This window comes from Bradyrhizobium sp. SZCCHNR2028, from assembly GCF_032380995.1.
GTDB lineage: Bacteria > Pseudomonadota > Alphaproteobacteria > Rhizobiales > Xanthobacteraceae > Bradyrhizobium.
This window is the reverse complement of sequence record NZ_JAUHJF010000002.1, coordinates 466645-485284: the sequence shown is the minus strand read 5'-3', so window position 1 is coordinate 485284 and position 18640 is coordinate 466645. Positions and strand designations below refer to the sequence as shown.

General features: G+C 64.3%; 19 protein-coding genes and 1 pseudogene. 15 read left to right on the top strand and 5 right to left on the bottom strand.

What is annotated here, in order from left to right:
- Window positions 1-4 precede the first annotated feature (4 nt).
- The 4 genes from QX121_RS05385 to QX121_RS05370 are packed head-to-tail and all read left to right on the top strand — an operon-like array spanning window position 5 to window position 2810.
- Window positions 5-985 carry an ABC transporter substrate-binding protein gene (locus QX121_RS05385; RefSeq protein ID WP_315811364.1) on the top strand — a complete coding sequence of 327 codons (981 nt, stop codon included), beginning with the start codon at window positions 5-7 and terminating at the stop codon, window positions 983-985.
- Complete coding sequence (locus tag QX121_RS05380) at window positions 985-1722, top strand: ABC transporter permease (RefSeq protein WP_315811363.1); 738 nt, start codon at window positions 985-987, stop codon at window positions 1720-1722. The genes QX121_RS05385 and QX121_RS05380 overlap by 1 nt, the downstream gene beginning before the upstream one ends.
- Window positions 1712-2422, top strand: a complete 711-nt coding sequence (locus QX121_RS05375) for an ABC transporter ATP-binding protein (RefSeq protein ID WP_315756260.1) — start codon at window positions 1712-1714, stop codon at window positions 2420-2422. The genes QX121_RS05380 and QX121_RS05375 overlap by 11 nt, the downstream gene beginning before the upstream one ends.
- Window positions 2423-2462: 40 nt before the next feature.
- Window positions 2463-2810 (top strand): hypothetical protein, encoded by a 348-nt coding sequence (locus tag QX121_RS05370; RefSeq protein ID WP_315756261.1) that lies wholly within the window; start codon window positions 2463-2465, stop codon window positions 2808-2810.
- A 30-nt stretch (window positions 2811-2840) separates the two neighbouring features.
- On the opposite strand, the gene QX121_RS05365 is transcribed toward QX121_RS05370, so the two are convergent.
- The gene (locus QX121_RS05365; RefSeq protein ID WP_315741270.1) at window positions 2841-3053 is read right to left on the bottom strand and encodes a hypothetical protein; all 213 of its coding nucleotides are present in this window, start codon (window positions 3051-3053) and stop codon (window positions 2841-2843) included.
- Window positions 3054-3268: 215 nt separating this feature from the next.
- On the opposite strand from QX121_RS05365, the gene QX121_RS05360 reads away from it, so the two are divergent.
- Entirely contained in the window at window positions 3269-3577 is a 309-nt protein-coding gene (locus tag QX121_RS05360; protein ID WP_315796444.1) for an EthD family reductase, read from the top strand.
- A gap of 168 nt (window positions 3578-3745) precedes the next feature.
- Here the strand turns inward: QX121_RS05360 and pqqA are convergent, their stop codons facing one another.
- Window positions 3746-3826, bottom strand: a complete 81-nt coding sequence (gene pqqA / locus QX121_RS05355) for a pyrroloquinoline quinone precursor peptide PqqA (protein WP_009031067.1) — start codon at window positions 3824-3826, stop codon at window positions 3746-3748.
- A gap of 217 nt (window positions 3827-4043) precedes the next feature.
- Window positions 4044-4316, bottom strand: coding sequence for a hypothetical protein (locus tag QX121_RS05350; protein ID WP_315741268.1), 273 nt, complete (start codon window positions 4314-4316; stop codon window positions 4044-4046).
- A gap of 383 nt (window positions 4317-4699) precedes the next feature.
- Here QX121_RS05350 and QX121_RS05345 point away from each other — a divergent pair, with 383 nt between their 5' ends.
- The 3 genes from QX121_RS05345 to QX121_RS05335 are packed head-to-tail and all read left to right on the top strand — an operon-like array spanning window position 4700 to window position 7666.
- Entirely contained in the window at window positions 4700-6364 is a 1665-nt protein-coding gene (locus QX121_RS05345; RefSeq protein ID WP_315741267.1) for a methanol/ethanol family PQQ-dependent dehydrogenase, read from the top strand.
- Window positions 6365-6389: 25 nt separating this feature from the next.
- Entirely contained in the window at window positions 6390-6731 is a 342-nt protein-coding gene (locus QX121_RS05340; RefSeq protein ID WP_315771598.1) for a cytochrome c, read from the top strand.
- Entirely contained in the window at window positions 6728-7666 is a 939-nt protein-coding gene (locus QX121_RS05335; protein WP_409999313.1) for a substrate-binding periplasmic protein, read from the top strand. Before QX121_RS05340 ends, QX121_RS05335 begins: the two co-directional genes overlap by 4 nt.
- Window positions 7667-7686: 20 nt before the next feature.
- Here QX121_RS05335 and QX121_RS05330 read toward each other — a convergent pair whose 3' ends face one another.
- Window positions 7687-8634 carry a helix-turn-helix domain-containing protein gene (locus QX121_RS05330; RefSeq protein WP_315741265.1) on the bottom strand — a complete coding sequence of 316 codons (948 nt, stop codon included), beginning with the start codon at window positions 8632-8634 and terminating at the stop codon, window positions 7687-7689.
- Window positions 8635-9041: 407 nt separating this feature from the next.
- Between QX121_RS05330 and xoxF5 the strand changes: the two genes are divergently transcribed.
- The 7 genes and pseudogenes from xoxF5 to QX121_RS05295 all read left to right on the top strand — a co-directional run.
- Window positions 9042-10847, top strand: a complete 1806-nt coding sequence (gene xoxF5 / locus QX121_RS05325; protein ID WP_315741264.1) for a lanthanide-dependent methanol dehydrogenase XoxF5 — start codon at window positions 9042-9044, stop codon at window positions 10845-10847.
- A 132-nt stretch (window positions 10848-10979) separates the two neighbouring features.
- Window positions 10980-11459, top strand: a complete 480-nt coding sequence (locus tag QX121_RS05320; protein ID WP_315713645.1) for a c-type cytochrome, methanol metabolism-related — start codon at window positions 10980-10982, stop codon at window positions 11457-11459.
- 78 nt (window positions 11460-11537) lie between these two features.
- Window positions 11538-12647 (top strand): S-(hydroxymethyl)glutathione dehydrogenase/class III alcohol dehydrogenase, encoded by a 1110-nt coding sequence (locus tag QX121_RS05315; RefSeq protein ID WP_315756267.1) that lies wholly within the window; start codon window positions 11538-11540, stop codon window positions 12645-12647.
- Window positions 12648-12680: 33 nt separating this feature from the next.
- Window positions 12681-13244, top strand: coding sequence for an S-(hydroxymethyl)glutathione synthase (gene gfa / locus QX121_RS05310; protein ID WP_315713222.1), 564 nt, complete (start codon window positions 12681-12683; stop codon window positions 13242-13244).
- 360 nt (window positions 13245-13604) lie between these two features.
- On the top strand, window positions 13605-14057 hold the full coding sequence (locus tag QX121_RS05305; protein ID WP_315741262.1) for a (2Fe-2S)-binding protein: 453 nt from the start codon (window positions 13605-13607) through the stop codon (window positions 14055-14057).
- Window positions 14058-14059: 2 nt separating this feature from the next.
- Window positions 14060-16393: a xanthine dehydrogenase family protein molybdopterin-binding subunit gene (locus tag QX121_RS05300; protein WP_315811362.1), complete on the top strand. Its 2334-nt coding sequence runs from the start codon at window positions 14060-14062 to the stop codon at window positions 16391-16393.
- Between the two features lie 105 nt (window positions 16394-16498).
- Window positions 16499-16822: pseudogene (locus QX121_RS05295) on the top strand (amidase); the annotation flags it as partial.
- A gap of 8 nt (window positions 16823-16830) precedes the next feature.
- On the opposite strand, the gene ccoG reads toward QX121_RS05295, so the two are convergent.
- Window positions 16831-18312 (bottom strand): cytochrome c oxidase accessory protein CcoG, encoded by a 1482-nt coding sequence (gene ccoG / locus QX121_RS05290; RefSeq protein WP_315811361.1) that lies wholly within the window; start codon window positions 18310-18312, stop codon window positions 16831-16833.
- Window positions 18313-18640: the final 328 nt, after the last annotated feature.

Sequence of the window (18640 nt, the reverse complement as noted above, 5' to 3'; positions counted from 1 at the left end):
GCTCATGACGCAGATCGGTCGTTTGTTGATGGCGATTGTCGCCTGCGCCCTGCTGCCGGTTACGGCATGCTGCGCCGCCGAGACCGTCAAGGTTGCAGTGCAGAAGACCGGCACCTTCGCCTGGGAGCTGGCCGTGATCCGCGCCCGCCAGCTGGACAAACAGGCGGATATCGCGATCGATGCGGTCGAGCTTGCGAGCCCGGAGGCCGGCAAGATCGCGTTGCGTGCCGGCAATGCCGACATCATGGTATCGGACTGGCTGTGGGTGTCGCGCGAGCGTGCGCTCGGCGCCAAGCTGACCTTCTATCCCTATTCGAGCGCGCTCGGCGCCGTGATGGTGCCGGCGACCTCACCGATCAAGACGCTTGCCGATCTGAAGGGACGCAAGCTCGCGGTGGCCGGCGGCCCGCTCGACAAGAGCTGGCTGCTGCTGCAGGCCACGCTCAAGCGCGACGGCGTCGATCTGAAATCGCAGGCAACCATCACCTATGGGGCACCGCCGCTGCTGGCCGCCAAGCTGGCCGACGGCGAGATGGATGCGGGCTTGAACTTCTGGAATTTCTGCGCGGCCCTGGAGGCCAAGGGCTTCCGCCGGCTTGCCGGCATCGAGGACCTGCTGCCGCCATTCGGCGCCAAGGGCCGCACCGCGATGATCGGCTATGTCTTCGACGAGGACTGGGCCGCCAAGCATCGCGATCTCGTCGCACGCTTCCTAACCGTCACGGCCAAGGCCAAGGAGATCCTGGCGACTTCCGACGCCGACTGGCAAACGATCGCCCCGCTGACCGGCGCACAGGACGACGCCACCTTGCGCGCCTATCGCGACCGCTATCGCGAAGGTATTCCGCGCCGGCCGGTGGCAGAGGAAGAGGCCGACGCCCGCGTTCTCTACGGCGTTCTCGCCTCGATCGGCGGTCGCGATCTGGTCGGCCCCGCGACTGAGCTCAGTCCCGGCACCTACTACAGGGCGGATGCGAGGGATTAGTGCTGCGGCTGTTGTCCTTTGCGCTTCTGCTCGCCACCTGGTGGATTGCCGCGGCTGTCGCCGGCAGCGCCAAGCTGCCATTGCCATCGGCCGTGCTTGCGGTTGCGGTGGCGGAGGCGCGGTCCGGCGCGCTGTTTCTGCATCTCGGCGCAACGCTCGCCCGCGTCGCCCTCGCCTTCACTCTGTCGATGGCACTCGGCTCGGCAATCGGCTTTTTGATGGGGCGCAGCCAGCTCGCCAACCGCCTCGGCGATCCCTGGCTGATCCTGCTGCTCAATCTGCCGGCGCTGGTGGTGATCGTGCTCGCCTATATCTGGGCCGGTCTCACCGAGGTCGCTGCGATCGCGGCGATCGCGATCAACAAGCTGCCGACGGCCGTCGTCACCCTGCGTGAAGGCGCCCGCGCGCTCGATCCATCGCTCGACGAGATGGCCAAGGTGTTTTCCTTTTCGCGCGGACGCATCCTCCGCCACGTCCTGCTGCCGCAGCTCGCACCTTATATTGCGGCTGCCGCGCGCTCCGGCCTTTCATTGGTCTGGAAGATCGTGCTGGTGGCCGAACTGCTCGGACGGCCCAACGGCATCGGCTTCGAGATCGGCGTCGCCTTCCAGCTGTTCGACATTCCGCTGCTGCTCGCCTACTCGCTCAGCTTTGCTGCCGTGGTGCTGGTGATCGAGGCCGTCATCGTCCAGCCGTTCGAGCAGCGCGCATCGAGGTGGCGGCTCCGTGCGGCTTGAGGTCGATATCAGGTCCAAGAGCTACACCAGCGCCAATGGCAAGCGCCAGGAGGTGATTGCGGGCATTGCTTTTGCGCTGCAGCGGGGCGAGGTCGGCGTCGTCGTCGGCCCCTCCGGGTGCGGCAAGAGCACGATGCTGCGGATCCTCGCCGGTCTGGACAACGACTATCAGGGCCAGGTATCGCGGCCTGAGGGAGCCCGGCTGGCGATGGTGTTCCAGGAGCCGCGGCTGCTGCCGTGGCGATCGGTGGAGGACAACGTCCGGCTGGCAGCGCCCGGTGTCGCCGAGGACAGGCTGGCCGCGATCTTCGGCGTGCTCGAGCTCGAGGGACATCGCAGCCATTTTCCAGGCGAGTTGTCGCTCGGCCTGGCCCGCCGCGTCGCGCTGGCGCGCGCCTTTGCGGTCGAGCCGGATTTCCTCATCCTGGATGAGCCGCTGGCTTCGCTCGACGACGCGCTCGCCGCGCGGCTGCGCGAGGAGATTGCGACGCTGGTGGCCAACAGGCCGATGATCACGCTCCTGGTCACGCACAGCATGGACGACGCGGCGCGGCTCGGCGACCGGATCTTCCTGCTATCCTCGCGCCCCGCCCGTCTGCTGCATGCCGTCCCGATCGACCTGCCGCGCGCGCAGCGCAACAACGACACCGTTGCGGCGACCAAGGCCGATCTGGCGCGACTGGATTTTTCCGTGTCATAGTCATGGCAATCAAAGGACATCGGAAACCCAGGGAAATGCCATGAAACGCGGACTCGCCGTGACGGCAACCATTCTGTTCGCCATGCCGCTCGCAGCCGTCGCACAAAGTAAGGGCATCCGGCTCTGGAATCTGACCACCGCAACGATGACCGGTTTTCAGCTCTCTCCGGCCGGCCAGAACAACTGGGGTCCGAACCAGACGCTGAGCGACAAGGACAAGGAGCTCGATCACGACGAACGGCTGAAGCTCACCGGCATTGAGCCTGGGCGCTACGACGCCAAGGTGAGCTATGCCGGCGAGCGGCAGTGCGTCGTACGCGGCCTCGACATCAAGGCTGACGCCGTGATCTCGGTCGCGGACAAGGACCTCAAGGAGTGCACGAAGTAGGCAGCCAGCGTGCCGACGGCCAAGCCGGCCTCAGGCCTTGTCGTTAGTGTGCGGATATTCGCAGCGCCACCGCACCGCCGTCCATTTCGGGTGCTCGCCGATCCACTGGGCGATGTAGGGCGGCGCCTTCATCGCGCATTGCTGCAGAGAGGCGCCGCCATCTGCGAAAACGAGATGCTGCTCCTCGCAGGTGGCCGGAGACAGGACTGCGCAGACGGTGATGACGAGATCGATGGGGCTCATGGCTCGTTGTCCTTCGATAAGCCTGAAGCAACGTACCTGAAACTACGACATCCGGCTGCATCAGTTTCTCTTTGCGCAACAAATTATCCAGCGGAACCAATGCTGGAACGACCATCCCCGGGCCAAGCCGGCCCTGACGCTTGATCCGAACCGGCAGATCGGCTGCAATGGACTCGGTCGATCGACCTCAAGAAGAGCGAATGCGGAGGAAGCAGATGCCCAAGGTTCTCGTACTCTACAAGACCCCCAAGAGCGCCGAGGCATTCGACAAACACTACATGAACGTCCACGTGCCGCTGGCGAAGAAGATTCCCGGCCTGAAGAGCTACGATATCAGCCGCGGCCCGGTGAATGGGCCGGCGGGCGCCACCAACATCCACCTCGTTGCCACCCTGGTATTCGATTCGATGCAGGCGCTGCAGGCGGGAATGGGCTCTGCCGAAGGCAAGGCGGCGGCGGGCGATCTGCCCAACTTCGCCGATGGCGGCGTCGATCTGTATATCTTCGACACGCAGGACGTTTGATCCTTGGACGGTCCTCAGGCCGTCACCAACGTTCGGCGGTGTGCCCGTCATACCCGATCGGCCGAGAGGCCGGTCGCCGGGACGATCTCGCGGGTCGTCTGCAGAATGGATCCGCCAAGCCAGTCCGAAGCAAATTTTGCTCTTCGTGGCTTGGCAGACCGCTACGCGCTACTTGCGCGCCGCACAGGCGTACATGTTGATTTCCATGCCAACCGGCACTTCGACGATCTTCGGTGTCTTCCAGGCCATTTCAAGCTCCCAAGTTCGACTATCATTGACTGACGCATTGCTCGCGCCGACGTCGAAGCTAGGACCGCATCAGGTGGAACGCAAGGCTCCGCAACCGTGGAGCATTTCCCAGCGGTTGGCGATCGATTGAACGAAACAAAAATCCACCCACCTGGCTGGACGCCGTTCCGCCTCAATCCTCGTAGGACGTGCCCCCTGAGCGGGACGGCAGCTTCGCTCACGCACCGCCCGGCTGCACATAGCAGAACACATATCGATTGCGGCTCAGGAAGATGATGCCGTGCCCCGTCGGATTTCCCTTGTCCCACTTCAGCTTGTGATCGGGGACCTCGATTTCGGTACCGACATCGATGTGCGGACGGCCACGCGGCTCATCGGGACGGTCATCGGTGATGATGACATAGGTCTTGCCGTTGCGGACATGGATCTCATCGGCAAAGTAGGCGTCAGCCTCACCGCAGCATGATGCCGTCGGGACATCGGGCTGCATCAACGCCTCGTACCATTGACGCAATGCAGGATCGACCGCTCCCCACTGACCGAGATCACGCGCACTCGCACTCACCCAAAGGCAACAAAGCATGCCGAGCCAAAGGATGGTTCGTCTCATCCGCCTACTCCTCTGTTGTCCCGGCATGATGCAGTGAAGCAATGTTCGTGCCGCAACGCAGCATAGGAGCGGTGCCATCATGCCGAACTCGATCAGCGAGCAGCGACAACGGCTTGGCTGCTCCGTCCGAATCGAACGAGGAGGGCTTCCCGATGAGACGGGGGTCGTTGCCACCTTTTCGTATTGACGGTTCCTGATTTCGAGGGGAGTGTTGTTCCCGCAGCGTCAGGATAGGCGCGCATAAAAATCTCGGAGGAAAATGAATGAAGCGGATCGCGCTGGCCGCAGGCCTCGCCATTTTTGCATCACATGGTGCAAGCGCGCAGAGCGCCGATCAGTTGGTCAAGGGTGCAACTGATACGGCAAACGTCCTCAACTACGGCATGGGCTACAATCTGCAGCGGTTCAGCCCGCTCACCCAGATCAACAAGGACAACGCCAAGAACCTGGTCCCGGTCTGGAACTACAGTTTCGCCGATGATCGCAGTGAAGAATCGCAGCCGCTGGTCTATCAGGGCGTGCTCTACGTCACGACCCACAATGCGACGATGGCCGTCGACGCCAAGACCGGCAAGCAGATCTGGAAGAGCAAGATCGACTATCCCGCCGAGACGCCGCGCGTGGTCTGCTGCGGCATCATCAATCGCGGCGCCGCACTGTACGACGGCAAGGTGTTCCGGACGACGCTCGATGCCAACGTGATTGCGCTCGATGCCAAAACCGGCAAGGAGCTGTGGCGCCAGAAAGCCGCCGATATCAAGGAAGGCTACTCGATGACCGTCGCGCCGCTGGTGGCCGACGGCGTCGTTTTGACGGGCATCTCCGGCGCCGAGTTCGGCACCCGCGGCTTCATCGATGGTTGGGATCCCGCGACGGGCAAGCATTTGTGGCGCACGCACACGGTCCCGAGCCCGGATGAACCCGGCGGCGACACCTGGAAGGGCGACACCTGGAAGCTGGGCGGCGGCTCGACCTGGATCACCGGCTCCTACGATCCCGAGCAGAACACCGTGTTCTGGGGCGTCGGTAATCCCGGACCGTTCAACGCGGCGGTGCGCCCGGGCGACAACCTCTACACCTGCTCGGTGCTCGCGCTCGATCCGAAGACCGGCAAGATGAAGTGGCACTTCCAGTTCTCGCCGAACAATCCGTTCGACTACGACGCGGTCGCGGAGATGGTGCTCGCCGACATGAACGTCGAGGGCAAGCCGACCAAGGTGCTGATGAACGCCAACCGCAATGGCTTCTTCTACGTGCTCGATCGCACCAATGGGAAGCTGCTCGCGGCCAACCCCTATGTGAAGGTGAACTGGGCCTCCAGCATCGACCTGAAGACCGGGAAGCCGGTCGAGACCGACGTGACGCGTGATGCGCGCGAGGGCAAGAAGGTCACGGTCTATCCGTCGATTCTCGGCGGCAAGAACTGGGAACCGATGTCGTTCAATCCGCAAACGGGATTGGCCTATGCCAATACGCTCGTGTTCGGCGGTCACTACAAGACCGAGCCTGCGACCTACAAGGCCGGCGAGTGGTACCTCGGCATGGACCTGACGGATCTGTGGGATTGGCCGGAAGGGCCGCGCGGTCAGCTCAAGGCCATCGATCCGATGACCGGCAAGACCAAGTGGGAGCAGCCGAGCGACATCCCGCGCTTCTCCGGCGTGCTGTCCACGGCAGGCGGCGTGGTGTTCTCGGGCAAGCTGACCGGCGAGTTCGAAGCTTTCGACGCCGACAGCGGCAAGAAGCTGTGGCAGTTCCAGACCGGCTCCGGCATCGAGGGCCAGCCCGTCACCTGGCAGCAGGACGGCGTGCAGTATGTCGCTGTCACCTCCGGCTACGGCGGCGTCTACTCGCTGTTCTCCGGTGACGAGCGCCTCGCCAACGTTCCGGCAGGCGGCTCGTTGTGGGTCTTCGCGGTCAAGAATTGAGTGCGGATCGCCCGTGAGACAGACCATGTTCATGAGAACGGCGGCGGCCTTCGCCGCCGTCATGGCGACTTTGGCCGTGCCATCGACGACCGCCCTCGCCCAACAACAAGATGGCAGCGCTGCACACAGCCAGGTCGACCTCGGCAAGACGACGTTCGCTCAGAAGTGCTCGCACTGCCACGGGCCCAACATGGTGAACTCCGGCACTGTGACGCCCGACCTGCGCCGGTTTCCCGATGACCAGCCTCGTTTCGTCACCACGGTGAAGCAGGGCAAGAACGGCCGCATGCCGCCCTGGGGCGATATTCTCAGCGATGACGAGATCACCGCGCTGTGGGCCTACGTTTCGAGCCGGAGAGCGCAATGATGCGCCATCTCTGCTGTTGGTTGGCCGCCTTGATGATTTCGACGGTGTCGTCAGCGGCTTCAGCCGCTGACGACGTGCTGCGCATCTGCCTCGACGAAAATCTTCCGCCGCTCTCGGTCCATCATCGTGGCAAGCCCGGCGGCGGCTTCGATGTCCTGCTCGGTCAGGCGATCGCCGATCGCCTCGGCAGGAAGCTCGAGATCCAGTGGTACGAAAGCAAATTGGACGAAGATTCCAGTCCAGCGCTGGAGGCGAATGCACTGCTATCGGACGGACGCTGTTCGTTGCTCGGCAGCTATGCGTTCACGCAGGACGGCTTGGTCGCGCCGGGCGTCAAGACGGCCAAGCTGCCGGACTTCGATGGCGCCACGCGCGACGACCGCCGCCGCCGTGTTCCGCTCGGCACGCTGATGCCGAGCAAGCCGTATATGTTCTCAACACTGACCGTCGTTCTCGGACCTTCCGCGAAACCGCGTCCGATTACCGACATCGGCGATCTGGCCGGGCTGCGGCTGGCAATCGAGAGCGGCACGTTGGCGGATGCCATCCTGATGACGTTCGACAAGGGACGGCTGATCGACGACATCACTCATTTGATTCCGGCGCGGGACGATCTGCTCGGCGCGCTCGAACAGGGCAAGTTCGACGCGACCCTGCTCGATAGCAGACGTTTCGATGCGTATCGGGCGGCTCATCCCGACACCAAGCTCGGCGGGTCGGGCTACAGCTATCCGATCGGCGTGAACCGAGGTTATGTCGGGCTGGCCAGTTCGGCCGAGCTCATCACATCGGTCGACAAGGCATTGACGGAGCTCGACGGCTCCGGGGCCCTGGCGAATCTCGGTCGGTCCGCCGGACTGACCTATCTTCCGCCGCGCGAGCCGGTGATTCTCGGCGATGCATTCCAGAGGATCATCCGGAGCGGCGCACGCTAGCGCGGTCGCTCCACGACCGCTCAGCGCGCCGCAGTCTTGTGAACCGACGATGGCACGACGCCGAAATATTTGCGGAAAACGCGACTGAAGTGCGACGAGCTCGAAAAGCCCCATGAGAACGCGACATCGGTGATGGTCTTGCCGCTCTGCGTCTCCAGCTCCTGCCGGCAATGCTGAAGCCGGGCCCGCCAGATGTAGTCGCTGACCGTCATCCCACGATCGCTGAAGACCATGTGAAGGTAGCGCTTGGTGCAACCCAGGGCCGCCGAAATCTGATCGATGCACAGATCGGGATCGCGCAGATGCTCGCGGATGAAGGCTTGAGCGCGGATATAGACCGCCTCGGGTCCCGCACGGTCCAGCATTCGATCGGCTTCGCGCAGCGGCAGCAGCAGCAGATCGATCAGCGACTCGGCGACGCTGGCCGCCGAGTTGGGCGACAGCCGGGTCGCCTCGTCGAACGCGGCATGGGTGACGTCATGCGCAATCCGGCCGGTCCCGCTCCGCGCCGACAGCTTGTATGCCGGCATCTTCTCCGACCGGAAACCGCGCTCCTGCAACAGCTCCTTGGGCACGATGACAACGTCATGGCGCGTCAACGCGGGGCTGATGATCGTGTGCGGCGACGACACATCGTAGGCGAGGCAATCGCCGGGGCCGATCTCGATCTGGCGGCCATCCTGCTCGAAATAGGACGTTCCATAGGTCTGGAACAAGATCTTGATGTAGGGATGTGCCGCCTTTTGCGCACGCGCATAGGAATGCGCAATGCGGTGCTGGCTGGCCTCGATCTGGCAGAGCTTCAGGCGCGACACCGTCGTGAAATTGATGCGCCCCTCGAATGAGGCCCCCTCCAGCGGATCGACATCGAAACGTCCGCACAGGTCGGTCAGTGCATCTGACCAACGCTGGATCTGGCTCTTCGGCGAGAAGCCCGAAGTATTAAGCGAGCGGATCGTATCGGACATGTTTCATCCACCGATTCATGATCGAAACGCAACGGGTCCGCCGCAGGACGGCGAACGAGACTGCAGCAAGATTGCTCCCATTTTAAGGCTGCGGCTCTTTCGCGGCGCACTCGTTCCATAACGCGCCCTGCCTGATCCTCCGCCTTCATCTCTGTAAGGTCAAGGGAAACGTCAACCCTCGGTGGAACCGCGATGCTGCAAATTGATGCTGCGCAGCAAGAGTGGCCCTCATGTTGCGGACCAGCAAAGCAAAATCTCCTTCAAAAACTTCTATTCGCTTCACTCTTGAGCAAGCTCTTTTCTCTTTTGGGCAAGTTTCCCGGTTGGGAAGTGGATAATCAATGATGCCGAAAACGAATACTGGGCCGCGTGATGCGGAACCTCAGTTGAACCCGGGAGGAAAGACGATGCGAAGAGTGCTACTCGCAACATGTCTGACGTCAGTCGCGGCGCTTGCCGCGGGTGGCGCGTGGGCCAGTGAAGAGCTGGTCAAGATGTCGGCCAACCCGAAGGACTGGGTGATGCCGGCGGGAGACTACGCCAATACGCGTTACTCCAAGCTCAACCAGATCACCGCCCAGAACGTCGGCAAGCTGCAGGTCGCGTGGACCTTCTCCACCGGCGTGCTGCGCGGCCATGAAGGCGGACCGCTCATCATCGGCAACCTGATGTATGTGCATACGCCGTTCCCGAACAAGGTGTATGCGCTCGATCTCGCGCAGGACAACAAGATCGTCTGGAAGTACGAGCCCAAGCAGGACCCGAACGTCATTCCGGTGATGTGCTGCGACACGGTCAACCGCGGCGTCGCCTATGGTGACGGCAAGATCTTCCTGCATCAGGCCGACGACAAGCTGGTGGCGATCGACGCCAAGACCGGCCAGCATGTCTGGACCGCCGTCAACGGCGATCCGACCAAGGGCCAGACCGGCACCTCGGCGCCGCTGGTGGTGAAGGACAAGGTCCTGGTCGGCACGTCCGGCGGCGAGTTCGGCGTCCAGTGCAGCATGACCGCTTACGACATCAAGAGCGGCAAGCAGGTCTGGAAGGCCTATTCCGAAGGTCCGGATGACCAGATCCTGTTCGATGCCAACACCACCGCGCTCGGCAAGCCGGTCGGCAAGGACTCGAGCCTGAAGACTTGGCAAGGCGATCAGTGGAAGACCGGCGGCGGCTGCACCTGGGGCTGGATCTCCTACGATCCGCAGCTCGACATGGTCTATTACGGGTCGGGCAATCCCTCGACCTGGAACCCGAAGCAGCGTCCCGGCGACAACAAGTGGTCGATGACGATCTTCGCCCGCCACGCCGACACCGGCGTCGCGAAATGGGTCTATCAGATGACGCCCCACGACGAGTGGGACTATGACGGCGTCAATGAGATGATCCTGTCGGACCAGTCGATCAACGGTCAGCCGCGCAAGCTGCTCACGCACTTCGATCGTAACGGCCTCGGCTATACGCTCGACCGTGCCAGCGGCGAGCTCCTCGTCGCCGAAAAGTTCGACCCGAAGGTGAACTGGACCACCGGCGTCGACATGGACAAGAACTCGCCGACCTACGGCCGTCCGAAGGTCGTCGATCAATACTCGACCGACAAGCAGGGTGAAGACGTCAACACCAAGGGCATCTGCCCGGCGGCGCTCGGCACCAAGGATGAACAGCCGGCCGCATACTCGCCGGACACGCAGCTGTTCTACGTACCGACCAACCATGTCTGCATGGACTACGAGCCCTTCAAGGTGAGCTACACCGCAGGTCAGCCCTATGTCGGCGCGACGCTGTCGATGTATCCGCCGGCGGGTGAGACCCATATGGGCAACTTCATCGCCTGGGACGGCAAGACCGGCAAGATCGCCTGGTCGAACAAGGAGCCGTTCTCGGTGTGGTCGGGTGCGCTCGCAACGGCCGGCGGCGTGGTGTTCTACGGAACGCTCGAAGGCTACCTCAAGGCGGTCGATGCCAAGACGGGCAAGGAGCTCTACAAGTTCAAGACTCCGTCCGGCATCATCGGCAACGTCACGACCTACGAGGCAGGCGGCAAGCAGTATGTCGCCGTGCTCTCGGGTGTCGGTGGCTGGGCCGGCATCGGTCTCGCGGCGGGCCTGACGGATCCGACCGCCGGTCTCGGTGCGGTCGGCGGCTACGCAGCGCTGAGCAACTACACCGCCCTGGGCGGCGCGCTCACCGTGTTCTCGCTCCCGCAGCAGTGAGCTAGGCACCTGCTTCCGGCGCATGGATCTCGTCCATGCGCCGGTTCGCCTGCCCCAGAAAATTGAGGGAAGACGCCCTTGCGTAGAATCTGTTTTGCGGTCGCCACGGCTCTGATCCTGGCAACCGGCGGGATGACTGTCGCCGAAAATGCCTGGGCGGAAAGTCCGGGAGATCCTGCGGCCGTCAAGTCCGAGGACGGGAAGTACTTCGATAAGGATGGCAATCCGACCTACAAGGTGGGCGCCGACGGATCGGTCGACTGGTACACCTACTCCGGATACCGCCGCTATCATTCCGAATGCCACGTCTGCCACGGGCCCGACGGCATGGGATCGACTTATGCGCCTGCGCTGAAGGACTCGGTCAAGACCATGAGCTACGGCGATTTCATCGGTGTCATCGCCAGCGGCCGCAAGAATGTCAGCACGTCCCAGGAGAACGTCATGCCGGCTTTCGGCGACAATCCGAACGTGGCCTGCTACATGGACGACCTCTACATCTACCTGCGCGCCCGCGGCAATGACGCGGTGGGACGCGTTCGCCCGGCCAAGCACGAGGACAAACCGCCAGCCTATACGGAAGCGGAGAACTCCTGCATGGGCAAGAAATGACTGACGACGGGGACCGCGCCTGAACAGTTTCCCTGGGCAGCGTCGCGGGCTCAAGAGAATGAAAGAGGAGTTTGAGACATGAAGACGCGCGCCGCGGTCGCTTTCGAAGCCAAGAAGCCGCTGGAGATCGTCGAGGTCGACCTCGAAGGGCCGAAGGCCGGCGAGGTACTGGTCGAGATCAAGGCCACCGGCATCTGCCACACCGATGCCTACACGCTCGACGGTTTCGACAGCGAGGGCATCTTCCCCTCGATCCTCGGCCATGAGGGCGCCGGCATCGTGCGCGAGGTCGGCCCTGGCGTGACCTCGGTCAAGCCCGGCGATCACGTCATTCCGCTCTACACACCGGAATGCCGCCAGTGCAAGAGCTGCCTCAGCCGCAAGACCAATCTCTGCACCGCGATCCGCGCCACGCAGGGCAAGGGCCTGATGCCCGACGGCACGTCGCGCTTCAGCTACAAGGGCCAGGCCATCTACCACTACATGGGCTGCTCGACCTTCTCCAACTTCACCGTGCTGCCGGAGATCGCGGTCGCGAAGATTCGCGAGGACGCGCCCTTCGACAAGAGCTGCTATATCGGCTGCGGCGTCACCACGGGCGTCGGCGCAGTCGTTAATACGGCCAAGGTCACGCCCGGCTCGAACGTCATCGTCTTCGGCCTCGGCGGCATCGGCCTCAACGTGCTCCAGGGCGCGCGGATGGCGGGCGCCGACAAGATCGTCGGCGTCGACGTCAATGACAGCAAGGAGGAATGGGGGCGCCGCTTCGGCATGACCCACTTCGTCAACCCGAAGAAGGTGACCGGCGACATCGTCCAGCATCTGGTTGCGCTGACGGATGGCGGTGCCGACTACACCTTCGACTGCACCGGCAATACCACGGTGATGCGCCAGGCGCTGGAAGCCTGCCATCGCGGCTGGGGCGAATCGATCATCATCGGTGTCGCCGAAGCCGGCAAGGAGATCGCGACCCGCCCGTTCCAGCTCGTCACCGGACGCGTCTGGAAGGGCACGGCGTTCGGCGGCGCGCGCGGGCGCACCGACGTTCCCAAGATCGTCGACTGGTACATGAACGGGAAGATCGAAATCGACCCGATGATCACCCACACGCTCAAGCTCGAAGACATCAACAAGGGCTTCGACCTGATGCATGAGGGCAAATCGATCCGTTCCGTCGTCGTGTTCTGACCCCAAGCACGCAAAACTGAGGAGGATTGCGCCATGACTGTCCACATCCATCCGTCCGTCGATAACGGCGTCAAACAAGGAAGCGGCCATTTCGCCGGCGGCACGCTGGTCTGCAAATGCCACGACCGGCCGGTCAAGGTCGGCATCAAGGGCGATGTCGCGCATAACCACGCGTGCGGCTGCACCAAATGCTGGAAGCCCTCCGGCGCGACCTTCTCGGTCGTTGCAGTGGTGCCGCGGCAGAACGTCACGGTGCTGGAGAACGGCGACAAGCTCAAGATCGTCGATCCCTCCGCCGTCATCCAGCGCTACGCCTGCACGGGCTGCGGCACGCATATGTATGGCCGCATCGAGAACACGGGCCACCCGTTCTACGGCCTCGACTTCATTCACCCCGAGCTGTTCCAGGAGCAGGGTTCGGCCGCGCCGGGCTTTGCGGCCTTCGTCTCCTCGGTGATCGAGTCGGGCGTGAAGCCGGAACAGATGGGCGAGATTCGGGCGCGATTGAAGGAGCTGGGGCTCGAGCCCTATGACTGCCTGTCGCCGGCCCTGATGGATGCGATTGCCACCCACGTGGCGAAAGCAAAGGCGGCCTGACGGCCGCCACGTACCAAGCGTACCAACTGAAGCGTTCCTTCCTGAAGACTTGGTGCCTCGCCTGCCCCACGCTGGCGAGGCATTCTTTTTTTGTCGTCGTTTTGGTCTGGCGGCCGCCATTGTTGTCGGCGCATCGCCCATTGTTCCGCATCTGCGTTGCAGCGGGCTGCACGCGCAGCGCTCGTCTGCTCTGACAACACACGCGCCTGTGTAGACCGATGCCTGTCCCGGTCTGCTATCATTAGTCGTTTTCCGACAACTCTCGATTGATCCGGCGCGTGCACGTAAGGACATGTGGTCCCGCGCGCGTCCACCAACGATCAGAACAGCGACCATTGGTCCGACAGAGCGAGGGCGAACATGATCAAGGTGAAAATCAACGGACAGGAGCAGAGCTGGGATGGCGATCCGAGCCTGCCGCTGCTGTGGTATCTGCGCGACGAGCTGGGTTTGACCGGAACGAAATATGGGTGCGGCGCAGCGCTGTGCGGCGCCTGCACCGTGATAGTCGACAAGGAAGCGGCGCGCGCCTGCATCACCGCAGTGTCGGATGTCGCGGGACGGGAGGTCACCACCATCGAAGGTCTGCATCCGACTGGAGATCATCCGGTGCAGAAGGCGTGGCGGCAGGTCAACGTGCCGCAATGCGGCTTCTGCCAGGCCGGGCAGATCATGCAGGCGGCCGCACTCTTGAACGAGAATCCCAAGCCGTCGCATGACCAGATCAGGGATGCGATGGCCGGCAACATCTGCCGCTGCGGCTGCTATCAGCGCATCGAGAATGCGGTCCATCTGGCCTCGACGGGGGTGTGATCATGAGCATCATCGCAAATCCCGACATCGCAAAGTCCGCGTCTCGCCGCGGCTTCGAGCGGCATCTCAAGGTCGAGAACGTCTCGCGCCGTACCATCCTGCAGACGCTGGGCCTCGCCGGCGGGTTCGTGCTCGCGGCTCCCTTGCTGTCGCGCCCGGCGTTTGCCGCCTATGAAACCGGCGCCGGCAAGATGCCGCACGGCACCGTGGTCGATCCCAAGGTTTTCGTTTCGATCGCCCCCGACGGCATCGTGTCGATCCTCGCCCACCGCTCCGAGATGGGCACGGGCGTGCGTACCAGCCTGCCACTGATCGTGGCGGAGGAAATGGAAGCCGACTGGTCGCGCGTGCGCGTCGTGCAGGCTCCCGGCGACGAGGTGAAGTTCGGCAACCAGGATACCGACGGTTCGCGCAGCACGCGGCACTATCTGCTGCCGATGCGACAGATCGGCGCCATGGCGCGGGCGATGCTCGAAGCCGCGGCGGCCAAGCGCCTCGGCGTGCCGCCGAGCGAAGTGAAAGCCGTCAATCATGAGGTCGTGCACAGCGCCAGCGGCCGCCGCCTCGGCTTCGGCGAGCTCGCGGCCGATGCAGCCAATCTGCCGGTCCCTGCGGTCGACACCGTGCAGCTGAAGTCGCCGAAGGACTTCCGTTATCTCGGCAAGGGCCAGGTCAGTATCGTCGATCTGCACGACATCACCGTCGGCAAGGCGCGCTATGGCGCCGACGTCCGCCTGCCCGGCATGAAATACGCGGTCATCGCCCGGCCGCCGGTGACCGGCGGCAAGGTCAAGTCGTTCGATCCGGCCGAGGCGCTGAAGGTGCCCGGCGTCGAGCAGGTGATCGAGGTCAAGGGCTGGCCCTGGCCGTCGAAGTTCCAGCCGCTTGGCGGCGTCGCCGTGATCGCGCGCAACACCGGCGCCGCGATCAAGGGCCGCGACGTGCTCAAGATCGAGTGGGACGACGGCGCCAATGCGAGCTACGACTCTGTCGCCTATCGGGCCGAGCTCGAGGCCGCCGCGCGCCAGCCGGGCCTCGTCGTACGCGAGGAAGGCGACGTCGAGGCCGCGCTGAAGTCGGCCGACAAGGTGATCACCGGCGAGTACTATCTGCCGCATTTCGCCCATGCCAGCATGGAGCCGCCGGTCGCGGTCGCCGACGTCAAGGGCGACAAGGCCGAGATCTGGGCGCCTGTGCAGAGCCCCGGCGGCACGCACGAGGATGTCGCCAAGACGCTGCAGATCCCGCCGGAGAACGTGACCGTCAACGTCACCCTGCTCGGCGGCGGGTTCGGGCGGAAGTCCAAATGCGACTTCGCGCTCGAGGCTGCCCTGCTGTCGAAGACGCTGGGCGCACCGGTCAAGGTGCAGTGGACGCGCGATGACGACCTCCATCACGATTTCCTGCACACCGTGTCGGTGGAGCGCATCGAAGCCGGGCTCGACAAGAGCGGCAAGGTGGTGGCCTGGCGCCACCGCAGCGCCGCGCCAACCATCCTGTCGACCTTCGCGGCGGGCGCCGATCATGCCGCGCCGTTCGAGCTCGGCATGGGCCTCGTCGACATGCCGTTCGAGATCGCCAACATCCAATGTGAGAATCCCGCCGCCAAGGCGATGACCCGCATCGGCTGGTTCCGCTCGGTCTCCAACATCCCGCGCGCCTTCGCCGTGCAGTCGATGGTCGGCGAGATCGCGCACGCGACCGGCCGCGACCAGAAGGACACGCTGCTCGATCTGATCGGCACTCCGCGCGTCCTGAAGCTCGCCTCGGTGAAGGATCTCTGGAACTACGGCGAGCCCTACGAGAGCTATCCGATCGACACCGGCCGGCTGCGCCGCGTCGTCGAGTTCGTGGCCGAGAAGGGCAATTGGGGCCGCTCGGTGCCCAAGGGCCACGGCCTCGGCATCGCCGCGCATCGCAGCTTCGTCAGCTACATCGCCACCATCGTGGAGGTGTCGGTCGACGACAAGGGCAAGCTCGTGGTGCATCAGGTCGACACCGCGATCGACTGCGGCACCTTCGTCAACCCCGAGCGCATCGCCTCGCAGCTCGAAGGCGCCGCGATCATGGGGCTGAGCCTCGCCAAATATGGCGAGATCAGCTTCAAGAATGGCCGGGTGCAGCAGCGCAACTTCGACGACCATCCGGTGGTCCGAATCGACGAGGCGCCGCTGGTCACCAACGTGCACATCGTGCCCGTTGATCCCGACACGCCGCCGAGCGGCGTCGGCGAGCCGGGCGTGCCGCCATTCGCGCCGGCGCTCGCCAACGCGATCTTTGCCGCCACCGGCAAGCGCCTGCGCGCATTGCCGATCGGCAATCAGCTCGCGACGTGAGCTTGCAGCAATCACCAGATCATTGGCCGGAGCGATCCGGCCGATGACCACGCCAGAAGAAGCAGGATCAGTCAGCGCCCGTAGCGCACCGAGGCATAGCGGCCGATCACGGCGGACGGCGAGTTTTGCATCACCGCGCTCGAGACCGGCGTCGCCGGCACCTTCCGCCTCACCGTGCGCAAGGACATGGACATCACCTGGCCGTTCGCCGAGAACGCCACCCACCTGATGTCGATCGGCCTCGACGAGGATCTCGACGACGCCGCCAAGCAGGCGGTGCGCGAGATGGTCAAGCACGTCTGCGCCCGCACCAACCTGTCGCGCAACCAGGCCTACATGCTGTGCTCGCTGGCCGGCAATCTGCGCGTCACCCAGCTGGTGGACGGCAACAAGGGCATCCACATGCTGCTGCCGAAGGCGTATCTCTGAGCCCTCCTCTACCGGTTGACGAAGCGGTCGTGCGCGGTCAGCACGACCTGCCCGCTCGCATCGACCGCCTGGAAGGTCACATCGGCATCCACAGACTCGGGCATGGTCAGCGTCACCCGCAGCGCCTCCGAGCCGTCCGGCTCGACCTCGATCGCATCCGCCGCCGCATGACCGACAATGGCGAGCGCCGCATCGATGCCGCTGATGCCGAGCTTGAAGCTCTGCACGGCGGACGACTTGTTGAGCAGCTTCACCGTGTAGCCGTTGCGCACCGAGCCATCCGACAGCCGCACCGACATCGGATCGCGATCGTGCTGCACCGACAGCACGGCGGTGGTCTTCGTGACGAACGAAACAGCGATCACGCCGGCCACAGCGACGCAGGCGAGCGCGAGCCCGATCGTCTTCGGCCGCGCCAGCCGTGAGACACGCGGCTCGCCGACACGGCCACGCTCGATGTTGCGCCAGCTCTCGTAGTCGATCAGGCCGCGCGGACGGTCGAGCTTGGCCATCACGCCGTCGCAGGCATCGACGCAGAGGCCGCAATTGATGCAGGCGAAGCTCGGCCCCTGGCGGATGTCGATGCCGATCGGGCAGACCGCGACGCAGGCGCCACAATCGACGCAATCGCCGGCCGGCAACCCCTGCGATCGCGCCTCGGCGGCCTTTTTCGCCGACATCCGGGTCTCGCCGCGATAATCGCGATAGTTCACCGTGAAGGCTTCTGGATCCCAGATCGCGCCCTGCAGACGCGGCCACGGGCACATGAAGGTGCAGACCTGCTCGCGCGCGAAACCGGCGAGGCCATAGGTCGTGCCGGCGAACACCAAGGTCCAGGTCAGCGCGGTCGCCGACATCTCGCCATGGACGAGATCGCGCAGCAACTCCGGCGCGTCGGTGAAGTAGAAGATCAGGGTGCCGCCGGTGCCGAGCGCGATCGCCATCCACAGCGCGTGCTTGGTGGCGATCTGCGCGATTCGCCGCGCCGTCAGCGGCGCGCCGACGTTCTTCAGCCGCTGCCGGCGGTCGCCCTCGACGAGGCGCTCGACCAGCAGGAACAGGTCGGTCCACACCGTCTGCGGACAGGCGAAGCCGCACCACAGGCGGCCGGCCAGCGCGTTGACCAGGACGAGGATGAAGGTCGCCAGCAGCATCGCCGCGGTGATGAGATAGAGATCCTGCGGCCAGATCTCGGCGGGGCCAAGATAGAGCTTTCCGTGGGCGAAATCGAGCAGCACGGCTTGGCCCGGCGCATTCGGCCCGCGGTTCCAGCGCACGAACGGCGTGATGTAGTAGACGGCGAGCGTCAGAACGAGAATCAGCCATTTCAGCCGCCGGATTGGCCCCTTGACGCCCTGCGGAACCACCGGGCCGCCAGCGCTGCGCAACGACCGTGCCGGGCCGCGGGCCTGACCCTGGCCCTTGCTTTGGCCTTGGCCCTGCGCCATGCGCCTCGTCTTGGCGTGATCGATCTCGATGGTGATGGCCACGGCTGCCCTCGTTCGCTCGGCTGATGCAGGGCAACGATAGGCGGCGGTGCCCGGCGGCTCTTTGTCGGGCCACAAACTTGCGAACGGGTGGCAGCGCCTGTTTGCGCGGGAACAACGATAGTTCCCGTCCGGCAGGCGATGAGAGGCGCGGCGCCGCGAGCGCCACGGCGGCAGTCGCAGCATCCGGAGGGATGGCTGCGGCTGCCGCGCTTGTTGGATAGCGCGCGTAGCGACGCTCGCTGCTCGCCTCTCCCCGCGTGCGGGGAGAAGGAGCGTACCGGCATTGCGGCGGCGACTTCCGTTCCGATCGGCAGCGTTAACATGCTGC